The organism is Erwinia sp. 198, from assembly GCF_003937915.1.
GTDB lineage: Bacteria > Pseudomonadota > Gammaproteobacteria > Enterobacterales > Enterobacteriaceae > Erwinia > Erwinia aeris.
Map to the genome: position 1 here is coordinate 132,058 of NZ_RHUM01000006.1, position 16,770 is coordinate 148,827.

General features: G+C 54.9%; 12 protein-coding genes. 9 read left to right on the forward strand and 3 right to left on the reverse strand.

All coding sequences use genetic code 11. The annotated features are described in order from the left end of the window. Window positions 1–121: 121 nt before the first annotated feature. The 9 genes from aceE to EGK14_RS10400 all read left to right on the forward strand — a co-directional run bounded on the left by aceE (window position 122) and on the right by EGK14_RS10400 (window position 14,112). Complete coding sequence (gene aceE / locus EGK14_RS10360) at window positions 122–2,785, forward strand: pyruvate dehydrogenase (acetyl-transferring), homodimeric type (RefSeq protein ID WP_125289020.1); 2,664 nt, start codon at window positions 122–124, stop codon at window positions 2,783–2,785. 13 nt (window positions 2,786–2,798) lie between these two features. Then, a complete protein-coding gene (aceF, locus tag EGK14_RS10365; protein WP_125289021.1) occupies window positions 2,799–4,691 on the forward strand; it encodes a pyruvate dehydrogenase complex dihydrolipoyllysine-residue acetyltransferase in 1,893 nt (630 codons plus the stop codon). 171 nt (window positions 4,692–4,862) lie between these two features. Then, the gene (gene lpdA, locus EGK14_RS10370; RefSeq protein WP_125289022.1) at window positions 4,863–6,287 is read left to right on the forward strand and encodes a dihydrolipoyl dehydrogenase; all 1,425 of its coding nucleotides are present in this window, start codon (window positions 4,863–4,865) and stop codon (window positions 6,285–6,287) included. An 842-nt stretch (window positions 6,288–7,129) separates the two neighbouring features. Further along, complete coding sequence (gene acnB, locus EGK14_RS10375) at window positions 7,130–9,727, forward strand: bifunctional aconitate hydratase 2/2-methylisocitrate dehydratase (protein WP_125289023.1); 2,598 nt, start codon at window positions 7,130–7,132, stop codon at window positions 9,725–9,727. A gap of 727 nt (window positions 9,728–10,454) precedes the next feature. After that, window positions 10,455–11,312, forward strand: coding sequence for an SUMF1/EgtB/PvdO family nonheme iron enzyme (locus EGK14_RS10380; RefSeq protein WP_125289024.1), 858 nt, complete (start codon window positions 10,455–10,457; stop codon window positions 11,310–11,312). Then, window positions 11,302–11,841 carry a spore coat protein CotH gene (locus tag EGK14_RS10385; protein ID WP_125289025.1) on the forward strand — a complete coding sequence of 180 codons (540 nt, stop codon included), beginning with the start codon at window positions 11,302–11,304 and terminating at the stop codon, window positions 11,839–11,841. The genes EGK14_RS10380 and EGK14_RS10385 overlap by 11 nt, the downstream gene beginning before the upstream one ends. Beyond that, on the forward strand, window positions 11,838–12,398 hold the full coding sequence (locus tag EGK14_RS10390; RefSeq protein ID WP_125289026.1) for a CpmK protein: 561 nt from the start codon (window positions 11,838–11,840) through the stop codon (window positions 12,396–12,398). Before EGK14_RS10385 ends, EGK14_RS10390 begins: the two co-directional genes overlap by 4 nt. A 281-nt stretch (window positions 12,399–12,679) precedes the next feature. Next, window positions 12,680–13,042 (forward strand): protein YacL, encoded by a 363-nt coding sequence (gene yacL, locus EGK14_RS10395; protein WP_125289027.1) that lies wholly within the window; start codon window positions 12,680–12,682, stop codon window positions 13,040–13,042. A 122-nt stretch (window positions 13,043–13,164) separates the two neighbouring features. Continuing rightward, the gene (locus EGK14_RS10400) at window positions 13,165–14,112 is read left to right on the forward strand and encodes a 2-keto-3-deoxygluconate permease (protein ID WP_125289028.1); all 948 of its coding nucleotides are present in this window, start codon (window positions 13,165–13,167) and stop codon (window positions 14,110–14,112) included. A 331-nt stretch (window positions 14,113–14,443) separates the two neighbouring features. Here the strand turns inward: EGK14_RS10400 and EGK14_RS10405 are convergent, their stop codons facing one another. Genes EGK14_RS10405 through EGK14_RS10415 form a run of 3 tightly spaced genes read right to left on the reverse strand, consistent with a single transcriptional unit; the run spans window position 14,444 to window position 16,769 of the window. After that, window positions 14,444–15,121, reverse strand: a complete 678-nt coding sequence (locus EGK14_RS10405) for an SDR family NAD(P)-dependent oxidoreductase (protein ID WP_125289029.1) — start codon at window positions 15,119–15,121, stop codon at window positions 14,444–14,446. Then, window positions 15,118–15,594, reverse strand: coding sequence for a YhcH/YjgK/YiaL family protein (locus EGK14_RS10410; protein ID WP_125289030.1), 477 nt, complete (start codon window positions 15,592–15,594; stop codon window positions 15,118–15,120). Before EGK14_RS10410 ends, EGK14_RS10405 begins: the two co-directional genes overlap by 4 nt. Next, window positions 15,591–16,769: an exo-alpha-sialidase gene (locus EGK14_RS10415; RefSeq protein ID WP_125289031.1), complete on the reverse strand. Its 1,179-nt coding sequence runs from the start codon at window positions 16,767–16,769 to the stop codon at window positions 15,591–15,593. The genes EGK14_RS10410 and EGK14_RS10415 overlap by 4 nt, the downstream gene beginning before the upstream one ends. Between the last annotated feature and the right edge of the window lies 1 nt (window position 16,770).

Here is a 16,770-nt window from a genome sequence, read left to right on the forward strand (position 1 = left end):
CGCGTAACCATAACGCGACAACCACGAAGGGCCTGTCTCTCTGTGTTCTGTACAGAGCCAGAGGACAGAGAGACAGGCTCCAGACAATTCAACGTATTAGACACAGATAAGGAATACCCCCATGTCAGAACGTTTACACAATGACGTGGATCCGATTGAAACTCGCGACTGGCTACAGGCGATCGAATCGGTCATCCGTGAAGAGGGCGTGGAGCGCGCGCAGTTCCTGATCGATCAGGTATTGAGCGAAGCACGCAAAGGCGGCGTAAAGGTAGCGGCGGGCACTGGGGCCAGCAGCTACATTAACTCTATCGCCGTTGAGGACGAACCTGACTATCCGGGTAATACCTCGCTGGAACGTCGTATCCGTTCCGCCATCCGCTGGAACGCCATCATGACCGTTCTGCGTGCATCGAAGAAAGATCTGGAGCTGGGCGGCCATATGTCTTCCTTCCAGTCCTCGGCGACCATCTATGAAGTGTGCTTTAACCACTTCTTCCGCGCGCGCAGCGAGAAAGACGGCGGCGACCTGGTGTACTTCCAAGGCCATATTTCGCCGGGCGTCTACGCGCGTGCTTTCCTGGAAGGCCGCCTGACCGAAGAGCAGATGAACAACTTCCGTCAGGAAGTGCACGGTAAAGGCCTCTCTTCTTATCCGCACCCAAAACTGATGCCGGATTTCTGGCAGTTCCCGACCGTTTCTATGGGTCTTGGCCCGATCGGCGCGATCTACCAGGCGAAATTCCTTAAGTACCTTGAGCACCGTGGCCTGAAAGATACCTCACAGCAGACCGTTTACGCCTTCCTGGGCGATGGCGAGATGGACGAGCCGGAATCCAAAGGCGCGATCACCATTGCCACCCGCGAGAAGCTGGATAACCTGGTGTTTATCATCAACTGTAACCTGCAGCGCCTGGACGGCCCGGTAACCGGCAACGGCAAAATCATCAACGAGCTGAGCGGCATTTTTGGCGGCGCAGGTTGGGAAGTGATCAAGGTTATCTGGGGCGGACGCTGGGACGAGCTGCTGCGCAAAGATACCAGCGGCAAGCTGATCCAGTTGATGAACGAAACCGTTGACGGCGACTACCAGACCTTTAAATCCCGCGACGGCGCCTACGTGCGCGAGCACTTCTTCGGTAAATATCCGGAAACCGCTGATCTGGTTAAGGATATGACCGACGACGAGATTTGGGCGCTGAACCGTGGCGGCCACGATCCGAAGAAAATTTACGCGGCGCTGAAAAAAGCGCAGGACACCAAAGGCAAACCTGTGGTGATCCTGGCGCATACCATTAAAGGCTATGGTATGGGCGACACGGCGGAAGGCAAGAACATCGCTCACCAGGTGAAGAAAATGAACATGGATGGCGTACGCTACATCCGCGATCGTTTCAACGTGCCGGTAGAAGATGACAAAATCGAAAGCCTGCCGTACGTTACTTTCGACAAAGAGTCGGAAGAGTACAAATATCTGCATGGCCAGCGCGAGAAGCTGGGCGGCTACCTGCCGACGCGTCAGCCTAACTTCAGCGAGAAGCTGGAGATGCCTGCGCTGGAAGACTTCCGCCAGCTGCTGGACGAGCAGAACAAAGAGATCTCCACCACCATCGCCTTTGTGCGCGCCCTGAACGTGATGCTGAAGAACAAGTCGATCAAAGATCGTCTGGTGCCTATCATCGCCGACGAAGCGCGTACCTTTGGTATGGAAGGCCTGTTCCGTCAGATCGGCATCTACAGCCCGAACGGCCAGCAGTACACGCCGCAGGACCGTGAGCAGGTTGCCTACTACAAAGAAGATGAGAAAGGTCAGATCCTGCAGGAAGGCATCAACGAACTGGGCGCAGGCGCATCCTGGCTGGCGGCGGCAACGTCTTACAGCACCAACAATCTGCCGATGATCCCGTTCTACATCTACTACTCCATGTTTGGCTTCCAGCGTATCGGCGATCTGTGCTGGGCGGCGGGCGACCAGCAGGCGCGCGGCTTCCTGGTCGGCGGCACCTCCGGTCGTACCACGCTGAACGGCGAAGGCTTGCAGCATGAAGATGGTCACAGCCACATTCAGTCGCTGACTATCCCTAACTGCATTTCATACGATCCGGCTTACGCTTACGAAGTCGCCGTTATCATGCATGACGGTCTGGTGCGTATGTACGGCGAAGCGCAGGAAAACATCTACTACTACATCACCACGCTGAACGAAAACTACCACATGCCGGCGATGCCGCAGGGCGCAGAAGAAGGTATCCGTAAAGGTATCTATAAGCTGGAAACGGTAGAAGGCAGTAAAGGTAAAGTCCAGCTGCTGGGTTCAGGCTCGATCCTGCGTCACGTCCGTGAAGCGGCACAGATCCTGGCGAAAGACTACGGCGTTGGCTCCGATGTTTACAGCGTCACCTCCTTCACCGAGCTGGCTCGTGACGGCCAGGACTGCGAGCGCTGGAACATGCTGCACCCAACTGAAGAGCCTCGTGTGCCTTACGTTGCGCAGATCATGCATGACGCGCCGGCCGTGGCTTCAACCGACTATATGAAACTGTTCGCCGAGCAGATCCGTACCTATATTCCAGCCAGCGACTATCGCGTACTGGGCACGGATGGTTTCGGTCGTTCCGACAGCCGCGAAAATCTGCGTCACCATTTTGAAGTGGACGCATCTTACGTGGTGGTTGCAGCGCTGGGCGAACTGGCTAAACGCGGCGAGATCGATAAGAAAGTGGTGGCGGAAGCAATCACCAAATTCAATATCGATGCCGATAAAGTCAACCCGCGTCTGGCATAAGAGGTAAAGAGTAATGGCTATCGAAATTAAAGTACCGGACATCGGTTCCGACGAAGTGGAAGTCACCGAGATCCTGGTCAAGGTCGGCGACAAAGTGGAAGCAGAGCAGTCGCTGATCACCGTTGAAGGCGACAAAGCCTCAATGGAAGTGCCTTCGCCAGAAGCGGGCGTGGTAAAAGAGATCAAAATCGCAACCGGCGACAAAGTGGAAACCGGCTCGCTGATTATGATCTTTGAATCTGCCGACGCGGCTGCGCCAGCGCCAGCCAAAGCGGAAGCGAAAGAAGAGCAGAAAGAAGCGGCGCCGGCTGCCAAAGCGGCAAGCAAAGAAGTCAACGTGCCGGACATCGGCGGTGATGAAGTTGAAGTCACCGAGATCCTGGTTAAGGTTGGCGATAAAGTCGAAGCAGAGCAATCGCTGATCACCGTCGAAGGCGACAAGGCCTCGATGGAAGTGCCTGCGCCGTTTGCCGGCACGGTAAAAGAGATCAAAATCGCGACCGGCGACAAAGTCAGCACAGGTTCGCTGATTATGATCTTCGAAGCGGAAGGCGCAGCACCGGCCGAAGCGCCGAAGCCAGCCATGAAAGAAGAAGCGGCAGCGGCGCCTGCGGCGACCAGCGGCGCGAAAGAAGTACAGGTGCCGGACATCGGTGGCGACGAAGTTGAAGTCACCGAAGTGATGGTCAAGGTTGGCGACAAAGTCGAAGCCGAGCAGTCGCTGATCACCGTCGAAGGCGACAAGGCCTCAATGGAAGTGCCTGCGCCGTTTGCCGGCACGGTAAAAGAGATCAAAATCGCGACCGGCGACAAAGTCAGCACCGGCTCGCTGATTATGATCTTTGAGGTAGAAGGCGCGGCGCCTGCTCCGGCAGCGAAACAGGAAGCGGCTCCGGCTCCACAGGAAACCAAAGCGGCTGCTGCCGCTGCACCGGCTCCGGCGAAAGCGGAAGCAAAAGGCGACTTCTCCGAGAACGACGCCTACGTCCACGCCACTCCGGTTATCCGTCGTCTGGCGCGCGAGTTCGGCGTCAACCTGGCGAAGGTAAAAGGTACGGGACGTAAAGGCCGTATTCTGAAAGAAGACGTGCAGGCGTACGTGAAAGACGCGGTGAAACGCGCCGAGACCACGCCGGCTGCTGCCGCCAGCGGCGGTGGTCTGCCTGGCATGCTGCCATGGCCGAAAGTGGACTTCAGCAAGTTCGGCGAAATCGAAGAAGTCGAGCTGGGCCGCATCCAGAAAATCTCTGGCGCCAACCTGAGCCGTAACTGGGTGATGATCCCGCACGTTACGCACTTCGACAAAACCGATATCACCGATCTGGAAGCGTTCCGTAAACAGCAGAACGCCGAGGCCGAGAAGCGCAAGCTGGACGTGAAATACACGCCGGTTGTGTTCATTATGAAAGCCGTTGCCGCCGCGCTGGAACAGATGCCGCGCTTTAACAGCTCGCTTTCTGAAGACGCGCAGAAGCTGACGTTGAAAAAATATATCAACATCGGCGTGGCGGTTGATACGCCTAACGGCCTGGTGGTTCCGGTCTTTAAAGACGTAAATAAAAAAGGCATCACCGAGCTTTCCCGCGAGCTGATGGCAACGTCGAAAAAGGCGCGCGATGGCAAGCTGACGGCCAGCGACATGCAGGGCGGCTGCTTCACCATCTCCAGCCTTGGCGGTCTTGGCACCACGCACTTTGCGCCGATCGTTAACGCGCCGGAAGTGGCTATCCTGGGCGTCTCTAAATCCGCGATGGAGCCGGTCTGGAACGGTAAAGAGTTTGTGCCGCGTCTGATGATGCCAATCTCGCTTTCCTTCGACCACCGCGTTATTGACGGGGCTGACGGTGCCCGCTTTATCACCATCGTCGGCAATCTGTTAGCCGATATTCGCCGACTGGTGATGTAAAAGTACTCTGGCCGGCTTATGCCGGCCTTCTTATAGCCGACTCTCGCTGTTTTAGTCGACAAGTTGTGATGGTTTGGGGCAGGTTGTTTGCACTCTGTTAACAATTCTGTAAACTCTTGCCCTGAATACGAACCGGTGGATGGATATCCTCCAGTTAACTAAGAGGTCATGATGAGTACAGAAATTAAAACTCAGGTCGTGGTACTTGGGGCAGGTCCGGCAGGTTACTCTGCGGCATTTCGCGCTGCTGATTTAGGTCTGGAGACCGTAATTGTTGAGCGTTACAGCACCCTGGGCGGCGTTTGCCTGAACGTGGGCTGTATCCCTTCCAAAGCGCTGCTGCACGTGGCGAAAGTTATTGAAGAAGCCAAAGCGCTGGAAGAACACGGCGTGGTGTTCGGCAAGCCGCAAACCGACATCAACAAAATCCGTACCTGGAAAGAGAAGGTCATTAATCAGCTGACCGGCGGTCTGGCCGGTATGGCGAAGGGCCGTAAGGTGAAAGTGGTCACCGGCGAAGCTAAGTTTACCGGCGCGAATACCATGTTCGTTGACGGCGAAAACGGCGGCACCACTATCAACTTCGATAACGCGATTATCGCTGCCGGTTCTCGTCCTATTCAGCTGCCGTTTATTCCTCATGAAGATCCACGCGTGTGGGATTCCACTGCCGCGCTGGAGCTGAAAGAAGTGCCCGAGCGTATGCTGGTGATGGGCGGCGGGATTATCGGTCTGGAAATGGGCACCGTTTACCACGCGCTGGGTTCTCAGATTGACGTGGTTGAGATGTTCGACCAGGTGATCCCTGCGGCCGATAAAGACGTGGTGAAAGTCTTCACCAGGCGCATCGAGAAGCAGTTCAACCTGATGCTGGAAACCAAAGTGACCGCGGTAGAAGCCAAAGAAGATGGTATCTACGTCACCATGGAAGGCAAAAAAGCGCCTGCTGAACCACAGCGTTACGACGCGGTGCTGGTGGCGATTGGCCGCGTGCCGAACGGTAAAGGCCTGGATGCCGGTAAAGCGGGCGTGGAAGTGGACGATCGCGGCTTTATCCGTGTTGACAAGCAGATGCGTACCAACGTGCCGCATATTTTCGCTATCGGCGACATCGTCGGGCAGCCCATGCTGGCGCATAAAGGCGTGCACGAAGGCCACGTCGCAGCGGAAGTGATCTCCGGTAAGAAGCACTACTTTGATCCAAAAGTGATCCCATCTATCGCCTATACCGAGCCGGAAGTTGCCTGGGTTGGCCTGACCGAGAAAGAAGCGAAAGAGAAGGGTATCAGCTACGAGACGGCGACCTTCCCGTGGGCGGCATCAGGCCGTGCTATCGCTTCCGACTGCGCAGACGGCATGACCAAGCTGATTTTCGATAAGGAGACGCATCGCGTGATCGGCGGGGCCGTTGTCGGCACCAACGGCGGCGAGCTGCTGGGCGAAATCGGTCTGGCTATCGAAATGGGCTGCGACGCCGAAGATATCGCGCTGACTATCCATGCTCACCCGACGCTGCACGAGTCGGTAGGCCTGGCGGCGGAAATCTTCGAAGGCAGCATCACCGATCTGCCAAATGCGAAAGCGAAGAAGAAGTAAGCGTTAAAAGCATTCAAAGCGGCTCCGAAAGGGGCCGTTTTTTTATCTCCTTTCCGCGTCATTGCCTTTCTGTTAATCGCCTGCAAATACTCAATGAAACAGCGCAGCGCCATTCCTTTGATGAAAAATGCAACGCTTATAGCGTGTAGGGTTATCCCGATTATAACTGCGTTTTTTGCCGCGAAAGTAGGTAGCAGGCTGCGGATGAGTTTAACGCAGGGTGCTGAAACCCTTTTTTGAGGGGTATTTCAACAGACTGTTTTATAAGGAGATTAAATAATGGATGAAAAAGAGAGTTTTTATCGGGTTTTGGTGAAAATTCTTTTAACATAAGTGCCCTATGTCGTATCGCTAACTGTTCACTGCCGTACAGGCAGCTTAGAAAATCAGCGTGCTGAGGTGACGATACTGGGTATGGTTCACTGCCGTACAGGCAGCTCAGAAATGTAGGCTCAAGGGGCCGCAGGCGTTCCCTTTATTCACTGCCGCACAGACCGACAGCCTCAATTAGCATCATGCCCTAATCTCTGGCACCTACTAAACCGCTATAACGGCTGGTTAATCCACCGCCACGCTCGAAATACAAAAAGTGTGGATAACCGGGCAACGCCGTGCAGTTGCCGTCCCCGTAAGCCGCTTAAAAAGCCCTTCCCGTCACGCAATCCGCGGATGATCTGTTCGGTTAATGATGTTGCTTTTTTGTAAACAGATTAACATCGCATCAAAATCCTGCTATGCTGGCCCTCGCGAAACCGGGCACCTTACCCTACAGAAAAGAGCGCAAAGCATTTGCGATAAGCCTGAAGGCGCCCGGTCATTACACTGTGAGCGAGGAGAACGTCGTGCTAGAAGAATACCGTAAGCACGTTGCCGAGCGTGCTGCCGAAGGGATCGTTCCTAAACCATTAGATGCTTCCCAAATGGCCGCGCTGGTTGAACTGCTGAAAAACCCGCCAGCGGGTGAAGAAGAATTCCTGTCCGATCTGTTGATTAATCGAGTTCCGCCGGGCGTTGACGAAGCGGCCTATGTAAAAGCCGGATTCCTGGCTGCTGTCGCCAAAGGCGAAGCGACCTCTCCTCTGGTTACTCCTGAAAAAGCGATTGAACTGCTGGGCACCATGCAGGGCGGCTACAACATCCATCCGCTGATTGACGCGCTGGATGACGAGAAGCTGGCGCCGATTGCCGCTAAAGCCCTGTCCCACACGCTGCTGATGTTCGACAGCTTCTACGACGTAGAAGAGAAAGCCAAAGCCGGCAACCCACACGCAAAACAGATCCTGCAATCCTGGGCAGATGCCGAATGGTATCTTTCCCGTCCGGAGCTGGCGGAGAAAATCACCGTCACCGTGTTTAAGGTCACCGGCGAAACCAATACCGACGATCTTTCTCCTGCACCTGATGCCTGGTCACGCCCGGATATCCCTCTGCATGCGCTGGCGATGCTCAAGAATGCCCGTGAAGGCATCGAGCCGGATCAGCCTGGTGCCGTTGGCCCGATCAAGCAGATTGAGGCGCTTCAGGCCAAAGGCTTCCCGCTGGCTTATGTTGGCGACGTAGTCGGCACCGGTTCTTCTCGTAAATCCGCCACCAACTCGGTGCTGTGGTTTATGGGCGAAGACATCCCTTATGTGCCGAACAAAAAAGGCGGCGGCGTGGTGCTGGGTAACAACATTGCGCCCATCTTCTTCAACACCATGGAAGATGCGGGCGCGCTGCCAATTGAAGTGGACGTGCAAAACCTGCATATGGGCGATGTTATCGACATCTATCCTTATAAAGGCGAAGTACGTAACCACGAGACGGGCGAAGTGCTGGCTAACTTTGCGCTGAAAACCGACGTTCTGCTTGATGAAGTTCGTGCGGGCGGTCGTATCCCGCTGATCATCGGTCGCGGTCTGACCACTAAAGCTCGTGAAGCGCTGGGCCTGCCGCAAAGCGATGTGTTCCGTCAGGCGAAAGACGTGGCGCCAAGCACGCGCGGCTACTCGCTGGCGCAAAAAATGGTTGGCCGCGCCTGCGGTACGGAAGGCGTGCGTCCGGGCGCATACTGCGAACCAAAAATGACGTCCGTGGGTTCGCAGGATACTACCGGCCCAATGACCCGTGACGAGCTGAAAGACCTGGCCTGCCTGGGCTTCTCTGCCGATCTGGTGATGCAGTCTTTCTGCCACACGGCAGCCTATCCGAAGCCGGTTGACGTCTCTACGCACCACACGCTGCCAGACTTTATTATGAACCGTGGTGGCGTATCGCTGCGTCCGGGCGACGGCATTATCCACAGCTGGCTGAACCGTATGCTGCTGCCGGATACCGTAGGAACAGGCGGTGACTCACATACCCGTTTCCCAATCGGCATCTCTTTCCCGGCGGGTTCCGGGCTGGTGGCGTTTGCGGCGGCAACCGGCGTGATGCCTCTGGATATGCCAGAGTCCGTGCTGGTGCGCTTCAAGGGTAAAATGGAGCCGGGCATTACGCTGCGCGATCTGGTTCATGCTATCCCGCTGTATGCCATCAGGCAGGGCCTGCTGACCGTTGAGAAGAAGGGCAAGAAAAACATCTTCTCCGGCCGCATTCTGGAAATCGAAGGCCTGCCGGATCTGAAAGTCGAACAGGCGTTTGAGCTGTCCGATGCGTCCGCCGAGCGTTCTGCGGCTGGCTGTACGATCAAGCTGGGCAAAGATCCTATTATTGAATATCTCAACTCCAATATCGTGCTGCTGAAGTGGATGATTGCGGAAGGCTACGGCGATCGCCGCACGCTGGAACGTCGTATTCAGGGAATGGAGAAATGGCTGGCGGATCCGCAGCTGCTGGAAGGCGATGCGGATGCGGAATACGCAGCGGTTATCGAAATCGATCTGGCTGAAATCAAAGAGCCAATCCTGTGCGCACCAAACGATCCGGATGATGCTCGTCTGTTGTCGGACGTGCAGGGCGAGAAGATTGACGAGGTCTTTATCGGCTCCTGTATGACCAACATCGGTCACTTCCGTGCCGCCGGCAAGCTGCTGGACAGTCATAAAGGCCAGCTGCCAACGCGCCTGTGGGTGGCTCCGCCAACCAAGATGGATGCGGCGCAGCTGACGGAAGAGGGTTACTACAGCGTCTTTGGCAAGAGCGGCGCACGTATCGAAATTCCTGGCTGTTCACTGTGCATGGGTAACCAGGCACGCGTGGCGGACGGCGCGACGGTGGTTTCCACCTCAACCCGTAACTTCCCGAACCGCCTGGGCACCGGCGCGAACGTTTATCTGGCTTCAGCAGAGCTGGCCGCGGTCGCTTCGCTGCTGGGCAAACTGCCAACGCCGGACGAATATCAGCAGTTTATGGCGCAGGTTGATAAGACGGCGGTGGATACCTATCGCTATCTGAACTTTGATCAGCTGAACCAGTATACTGAAAAAGCCGACGGCGTGATTTTCCAGACGGCGGTCTAAATCCGCGGTAAGCGTTATCCAGAGTCGGATAGCGCTTTTGTGACCAATAACAATCCGGGGCTGTTTCCAGTCCCGGATTTTTTATGCGCGTAAATCAGAGGGGCGTATAAAGGCATCAACCAGGAACTGTGAAACCCTTTTTTTGGAGGATTATTTAATCTATTGATTTTAAATGTTTTTCTCAGGAGGGTTAAAAAAAGATTTTTACCCGGGATGGGGTAAATTTCTCTACAATACATGCTGTTAAGCCGCTGCCGTTACGGTTCACTGCCGCACAGGCAGTCTAAAATCATAGAATAATGCGCATCCCTCATTTTATCCCTGGGCGCCACTCTTCCTTGCGATGGCAAAACTGAACGCCAGAGGGCATTTTCTGTGGCCCTTTAGATAAGCCACAACCTTAGCGTGCCTTTAAAAAAGAAAATAATGCAGCGGCAAACGCCCATGAAAAATAACGTCGGATAAAAGTGCAGTCCGATAAGAGAAGATAACGCAGCGGTGGGCTGAAAACTAAAGTTAGCTTGTGCCGACGAATCACGCATCGACGGTTTATAAATTTGCGGATGATAAATTACTTAAAAAAAATGATACAGCGTCTCATTATTTCGCTATGACGGGCGGGTAAGTGCATAACCTTTCCTTTAAACACCGGTTCGGTTATTGTGGGAATATCGCCGTACTGATTATAAAAACATCCTGTAACTATCTGCTGATATGTCGAGTCTCAATGAAAACCCTGGCAAGAAATCTCATCATCTTTTTCTTATTCTTTTCTTATAAGGCCTTTTCCCAACCTGATTTCTCTGAAAGTTTAATAAAGGGTGGTGATTATTACGTAGGCGACGTTTTTGGCAAGCACGACTATGCACATCATGCTAATGCAAAAATAAAAAGCTTTTACATCATGCAAACTGAGGTTAGCTACGCACTTTATCAACGGATCTATGCGTGGGGGCAGAATAATAACTATGTGTTTAACCCCGGCTGCAACGGCGCTATTTATGAGGATTGTCACGAGCCTGATTACGAACAGGGAAAGCATCCGGTAACCAATATCGAATGGGGGGATGCCGTTGTCTTTGCCAATGCGTTAAGCAGATTAAAGCATTTGCGACCCGTCTATTTAACCAACAAAGGGGCTATTGTCCGTGATGTTGAAGAGACTGACAGCCTGCATGAGGATAGTCATGCAGACGGTTATCGCTTGCCCGATATCAATGAATGGCAGGTGGCCGCACGAGGTGGAGAAAAGGCAGTTGCCAAAGGTCGCTATGGCAATCGTTTTTCTGGTAGTGACAGAGCTGACAACGTTGCCTGGTACCCACCGTTTAACACCAGGATTTTTGGCACGGCAAAACCAGGATCGTTAAAACCGAATGATGCGGGTATTTATGATATGAGCGGTAACGTCTATGAATGGATAAACGACAAAAGCGAGACGGAAGGCGTTACCATGCACTATTTCTGTGGAGGAAGCTATATTGCTCATTCCGCCTCACTGGCGAGCTGTGACAATCATAGTGCAAAATTCGTCATGTCCGATATTGGCTTTCGGCTGGTCAGGAACGCCGTCGATGAAAAATAAATTATTACTTGCAGGGCTGCTCTTTTCGGGGTTTTCCAGCGCCCGGCCTGAATACGTCTCTTTACACAACGGGCAGAACGTTATTGACATCAACTCCGATGGCCGGAAAGATATTTTGTTTATCGCGGATTATGACAACAACACGTCTCATCCCAGCCAGACGATGAACGTATTTATAAAAAATAAACAGGGTGGTTACAATAGCGTTCCCTGCCCGCAGGCCAGCGGTTTTACATGGGCCGATATCAGGCTTTCCGCCTCTGGTGTTAAAATATACGATTACAGATTGCTCGTTTACCAAAAAGGATATTCTGTAGTTAGCGCTGAAAAGTTTGCTACTGATAATGATGGCGGCGACGTATTGAACTCAGGCCCTGTCAGGATAAATCGCTATGTTATGACAGAAGGGGAAAACGATCCGGGAATGCCTGCTTTTCAATGGAGCCTGGCGGGAAGCTACATCACCAAAGAAAAATTCAACGACGTGAGCGACGCGCTTAAAAATATTAATATGGATGATTTTAAATGAAAGCAATTATCATGCTGGCGGCAGCGCTGTTTACTGTATCTTGTCATGCCGGTAGCGATGGTGTGAATGATAAGAACTATAAAGCGGCGATACAGCAGGCATTAGATCTCCAGCCACCGCTTTGCCTTGGCGAGAAAACCTGGCCAGCCGTTACGAATACGCAGGGCTATAGCTGGATAAATGCAAAAATGGAGGCGTTAAAAGAGGCCGGCCTGATAACTAAAAAAAGCGCTGGCGGAAAAATAGACTGGCGGTTGACCACGTACGGCCAAAAAGCTTTCAACCAATCCGGTGATTTTTGCTACGGTAATTTTAAAGTCAGTAAGATAACCGATCTCAATCATCATGATGATGGCACGGTGGCCGTCGACTTTACCTATAAGATAACCGCTTTACCGGCATGGGCTAAGAACAAAGCCGTCAGAGTGGCCTATACCGATCTGGATAATGACCTTATGGGGATCGGCCATGCCAGATATGAAATCATTTTCCGAAAAGAGCGTTCAGGCAAGCTGGTGGTGCTTTCTCCGCCTTCGCAGCTCGATCTACTTTACTGAAGCTAATTAATCCAGCGTTTTTAGCCTTTCTCTGTATGCCGAACGGCCCAAAATTTAATGTATATGCGTTATAACGGGTTTATCTTAGGTTCCCGAACAGAGCCGCCCGAGCGCATGGCCGTACGCCTGCCGTTTTTGCGAGATCGCTGTTTCATTTCTTCTCTCTTTCCTTTTCTTTGGTCCTTATGCTGCGATAATAGAAAGGTTAACCCGTTTACAGGAGCGGGCCGGCCCAGGCGGCAGATTGAGGCCGCGGCCCGGTAAGGTCAGAGGAAAGCAGTATGGAATATGAATTTTTACGCGACGTTACCGGCACGGTAAAAGTACGCATGTCGATGGGGCACGAAGCTATCGGTCACTGGTTTAACGAAGAGGCGGCGGACAATTTGGCGCTGCTGGACGAGGTTGAAGCCGCCGTTGCCGATGTCAAAGGCAGCGAGCGCCAGTGGCAGCGCGTTGGCCGCGAATATACGATTTGGCTGGATGAAGAAGAAGTGATCGTGCGCGCCAATCTGCTCAGTATTGAAGGCGACGAAATGGAAGAGGGCATGAGCTATTACGATGAAGAGAGCCTGTGCTTTTGCGGCGTTGAGGATTTTCTGGCGGTGATCGCCGCTTACCGCCGTTTTCTTCAGGGGCGTTAAATCGCTTTCTTTGACATTTTTTAATCAATCTGGATGCTTTTATCTGCGATCCTGATCGTTTTTATTCACTTTTGGTTCATTAGAATCAAACGGGGATAACCTTAAAACGAGGCAGGACGCTGATGAAACTGAAAAAGATGATTGAAAAAGTCCCCGGCGGCATGATGGTCGTGCCGCTGGTGGCCGGAACCGCCATCAATACCTTCGCACCACAGCTGCTGGAAATCGGCGGCTTCACCACGGCCCTGTTTAAACAGGGCGCCGCGCCGCTTATAGGCGCGTTCTTAATCTGCATGGGAGCCGGCATCGGTTTTGGCGCGGCGCCTCGCGCCATTCTTCAGGGCAGCAGCATTACGCTGGTTAAGCTGCTTGTTGCGGTGGCGCTTGGGTTTGCTGTCGATAAATTCGTGGGGACGGAAGGTATTTGCGGGCTGAGCGGCGTAGCGATTATTGCCGCGATGAGCAATGCTAACGGCGGTCTCTATGCGGCGCTGGTCGGGGAGTTCGGCAGCGAAAGCGATATTGGCGCGATCCCGCTGATGACGTTGAGCGATGGCCCCTTTTTCACGCTGATTGCGTTGGGCGCGGCCGGAATGGCTGCGGTCCCGCTGATGGCGCTGGTTGCCGTCATTGTGCCGCTGCTGGTCGGCATGATGCTGGGAAATCTTGATGCCGATATGCGTCAGTTTCTTACCGCTGGCGGGCCGCTGCTGATCCCCTTCTTCGCTTTTGCGCTGGGCACGGGGATCGATCTGGCGATGCTGATTGAAGGCGGCCTCGCCGGCGTTGCGCTGGGCCTGCTGACCACCTTTTTCGGCGGCTTTTTTAACGTTCGAATCGATCGCCTCGTTGGCGGAACGGGAGTAGCCGGCGCGGCGGCCTCAAGTACGGCGGGGAACGCGGTCGCCACGCCGCTGGCGATTGCGCAAGCCGATCCCTCTCTTTTTCACGTGGCTTCCGCCGCTACGCCGCTGATTGCCGCTTCTGTGATCGCGACGGCCATTTTTACCCCACTGTTTACCTCCTGGATAGCCAGGCAGAACGTTACTGCTCAAAAGGCGGAGCAATAGTCAGCCGAGGGATACAGAGCGGGCGCACGGTTTGCCGTTAAATCTTTTGCGGCAGCAACGCAAATTTTTAAAAACAGCGGGCAATAGCGCCCGGCAGGGGTAACGACGCGGTCGCCCGCCGCCGCCTGGCCGATAGCGCTTTGTATCTCGCGTGATGATAAGGTTATTCCGTCAGGTACTGCACCGGAACCCAGGATATTCAGGAGCGCCCTGTTTTCCCCTTTCCATGCTGAATAAAAAACAGGCAGGCGCTATAGCATTTCCGATCGTCGCCATATTCCCTGAGACTAAAGGAGCTGCCGCTGGCGGCGGCTTGCCCTTAAAACCTCGGCTACAGCGATGCCCCGCCGCAAATCACCAGCTCCTGACCGGTGATGGCATCGGCAGCAGACGAAAGCAGGTAGCCGACCAGCGCGGCGACCTCTTCCGGCTGGATATAACGCCCGATCGGCGGTAGCTGCGGCGGCGAGCTTTCCCGCCCCGGCTGGCTTAACATCGGCGTCGCCGTTGCGCCCGGCGCGACAATATTCGCGGTAATGCCGCGCGGCGCCAGCTCCGCCGCCCAGCTTCTTACCATGCCTTTCATCGCCGATTTGGTACTGACATACTGGCTGCGTCCCGCCGCGCCGGTTGAAGTGCGGCTGCCGATCAGTACAATGCGCCCGCCCATGGGCAGCTGCGACGCCAGCTGGTTCGCCAGCACTTCCGCTACCCGGATATGCAGCTGCCAGAGCTTTTCGCTCGTATCCTCATCCAGATCGCCCAGCGGCGCAGCCTTCATCATGCCTGCGGCGTGAATAACCGCATCGACCGGCGGCAGGCTGACCAGCGCCCGCTTTAGCGCGGCGGTGTCAAACAGATCTACCGAAAGCGAGACGAAAGCGTCGCTGTCGCGCTTTACCCGCGTGCGGCTCAGCCCGGTTACGCGCCAGCCTTCCTGCAACAGCTTATCGGCGATGGCGGCGCCAATGCCGGAACTGACGCCTGTGATCAACGCGTGACGGCTCATGCGCGCGACTCCAGCATCGCCAGCGGGATCTTAAATACCGACTTGCGTACCGCTGCCGCTTCGCCAGCCGCGCAAAGCGCCTGATGCGCTTCGCCAGGATAGAAAATCACGAAATCACCGGGTTGCAAACGCACCGAGTGCGGCAGCTGCGGCTGGTCAACGATAAACAGATCCGGCTTGCGCTCTTCCGCCTGTTGGTTACGGGCATCGGCACAGGAAAAGTGGACGATCTCTTCGCCCGTCAGCAGGATCTGAATATCCAGATACTGCCGGTGAAATTCGGTATGCCGCGTTTCCGCCGGTGCGGTGCACGCCGGACTCAGCGTGCAGAACCAGCTTTCCCCCTCAGGCTGAATGCGTCCGTCATCACGCGCCTGTAGCGCCGCAAGACGATGTTCCGGCCTTGCTAGTAACCCGGCAAGCACAGGCGGAAGCGTCGCCATCGTCAGCGTCGACAAATTACCGGTAATCATTGCGCCTCCTTAGCCCAGGCCTCGTCCACGCAGACGTATTTAATCGCCTGACGGAAATAAGTGTAGGCAATATGCAGTTCGCCATTGATGCCCTGTTTGATGCTGGGGTAGGAGAACTCGCGGTTCAGCTTCTGCTGCGAGTTATTGGTCATACAGTAACCGTCGCCTTCGTCGAGATTGCGTTGCCACGGCCAGCTGCGGCCTCCATCTGCGGAAATCGCCAGCGTCATCGGCGCGCGCGGTGCGCCCCAGAACGCCGTTTTACCGGCGTGCGTCAAGGGCGCAACGGCAGTATCGCCTTCCTCATCCTCAATTTCATCGTAGAGGGAAAGACGCCGCTCGCTGGCGCCCTCGGCGCTCATGGCGTTAAATACCAGCGCCAGATCGCCGTTGGTCAGCGTCGTGACCTGGATTGATGAATTATTGTTCGGCAGTTCCGTCGGCTGCGGCGCCGACCAGCTTTCGCCGTTATCAACGGAACGGCTGGCGTAAATATTATCCGCCCAGCGGCTGCGAAACAGGGCCAGCAGCGAGCCATCTTTCAGCAGGGTAATATTCATATGCACGCAGCCGGTGCTTTCCGGGACGGCCACGTCGCGCCAGGTTTTACCGCCGTCAGCGGAGATTTTCACCGCGCTGGTATCCTCGTTGCCGACCCATTTTTCGCCGGGCCGGGTGGTGCAGTAGAACACCGGCAGCAGCCAGTTGCCGTTGGCTAACACCACAATCGGCTGACGAATAAAGGTGCCGGGCTTGTCCAGCAGCGTGGCGATCGGCCCCCAGCTTTTGCCGAAATCCCGCGACTGACGAAAACGCACGATGGCGGTGTCCTGATTGCCGGATTTCTGCGCCGTCCACAGCAGCCACAGCACGTTGTCGGGCGCTAAAAACAGCACCGGATTTTGCTCGGAGCGGCTGCTGTCGTCGGAAAGCTTCTGCGGTTCGCTCCAGCGCTCGCTGTTTTTCGCCAGCCGCGAGCACCAGATGGAGATATCGGCAATGCCTTCCTGGGTGCCGCCAAACCAGACGCAAAGCAGATCGCCATCCGGCAAAGGCAGCAGATTAGCCGCGTGATTTTGCGGGCAGGGCGAGGGCAGCATGGCGCTGCGCAGTCGCGAGGCGTTATCCGTGCGCTGCACGAGGCCGCTGCGTTCTACGGTCAGGGTTTCACTCATC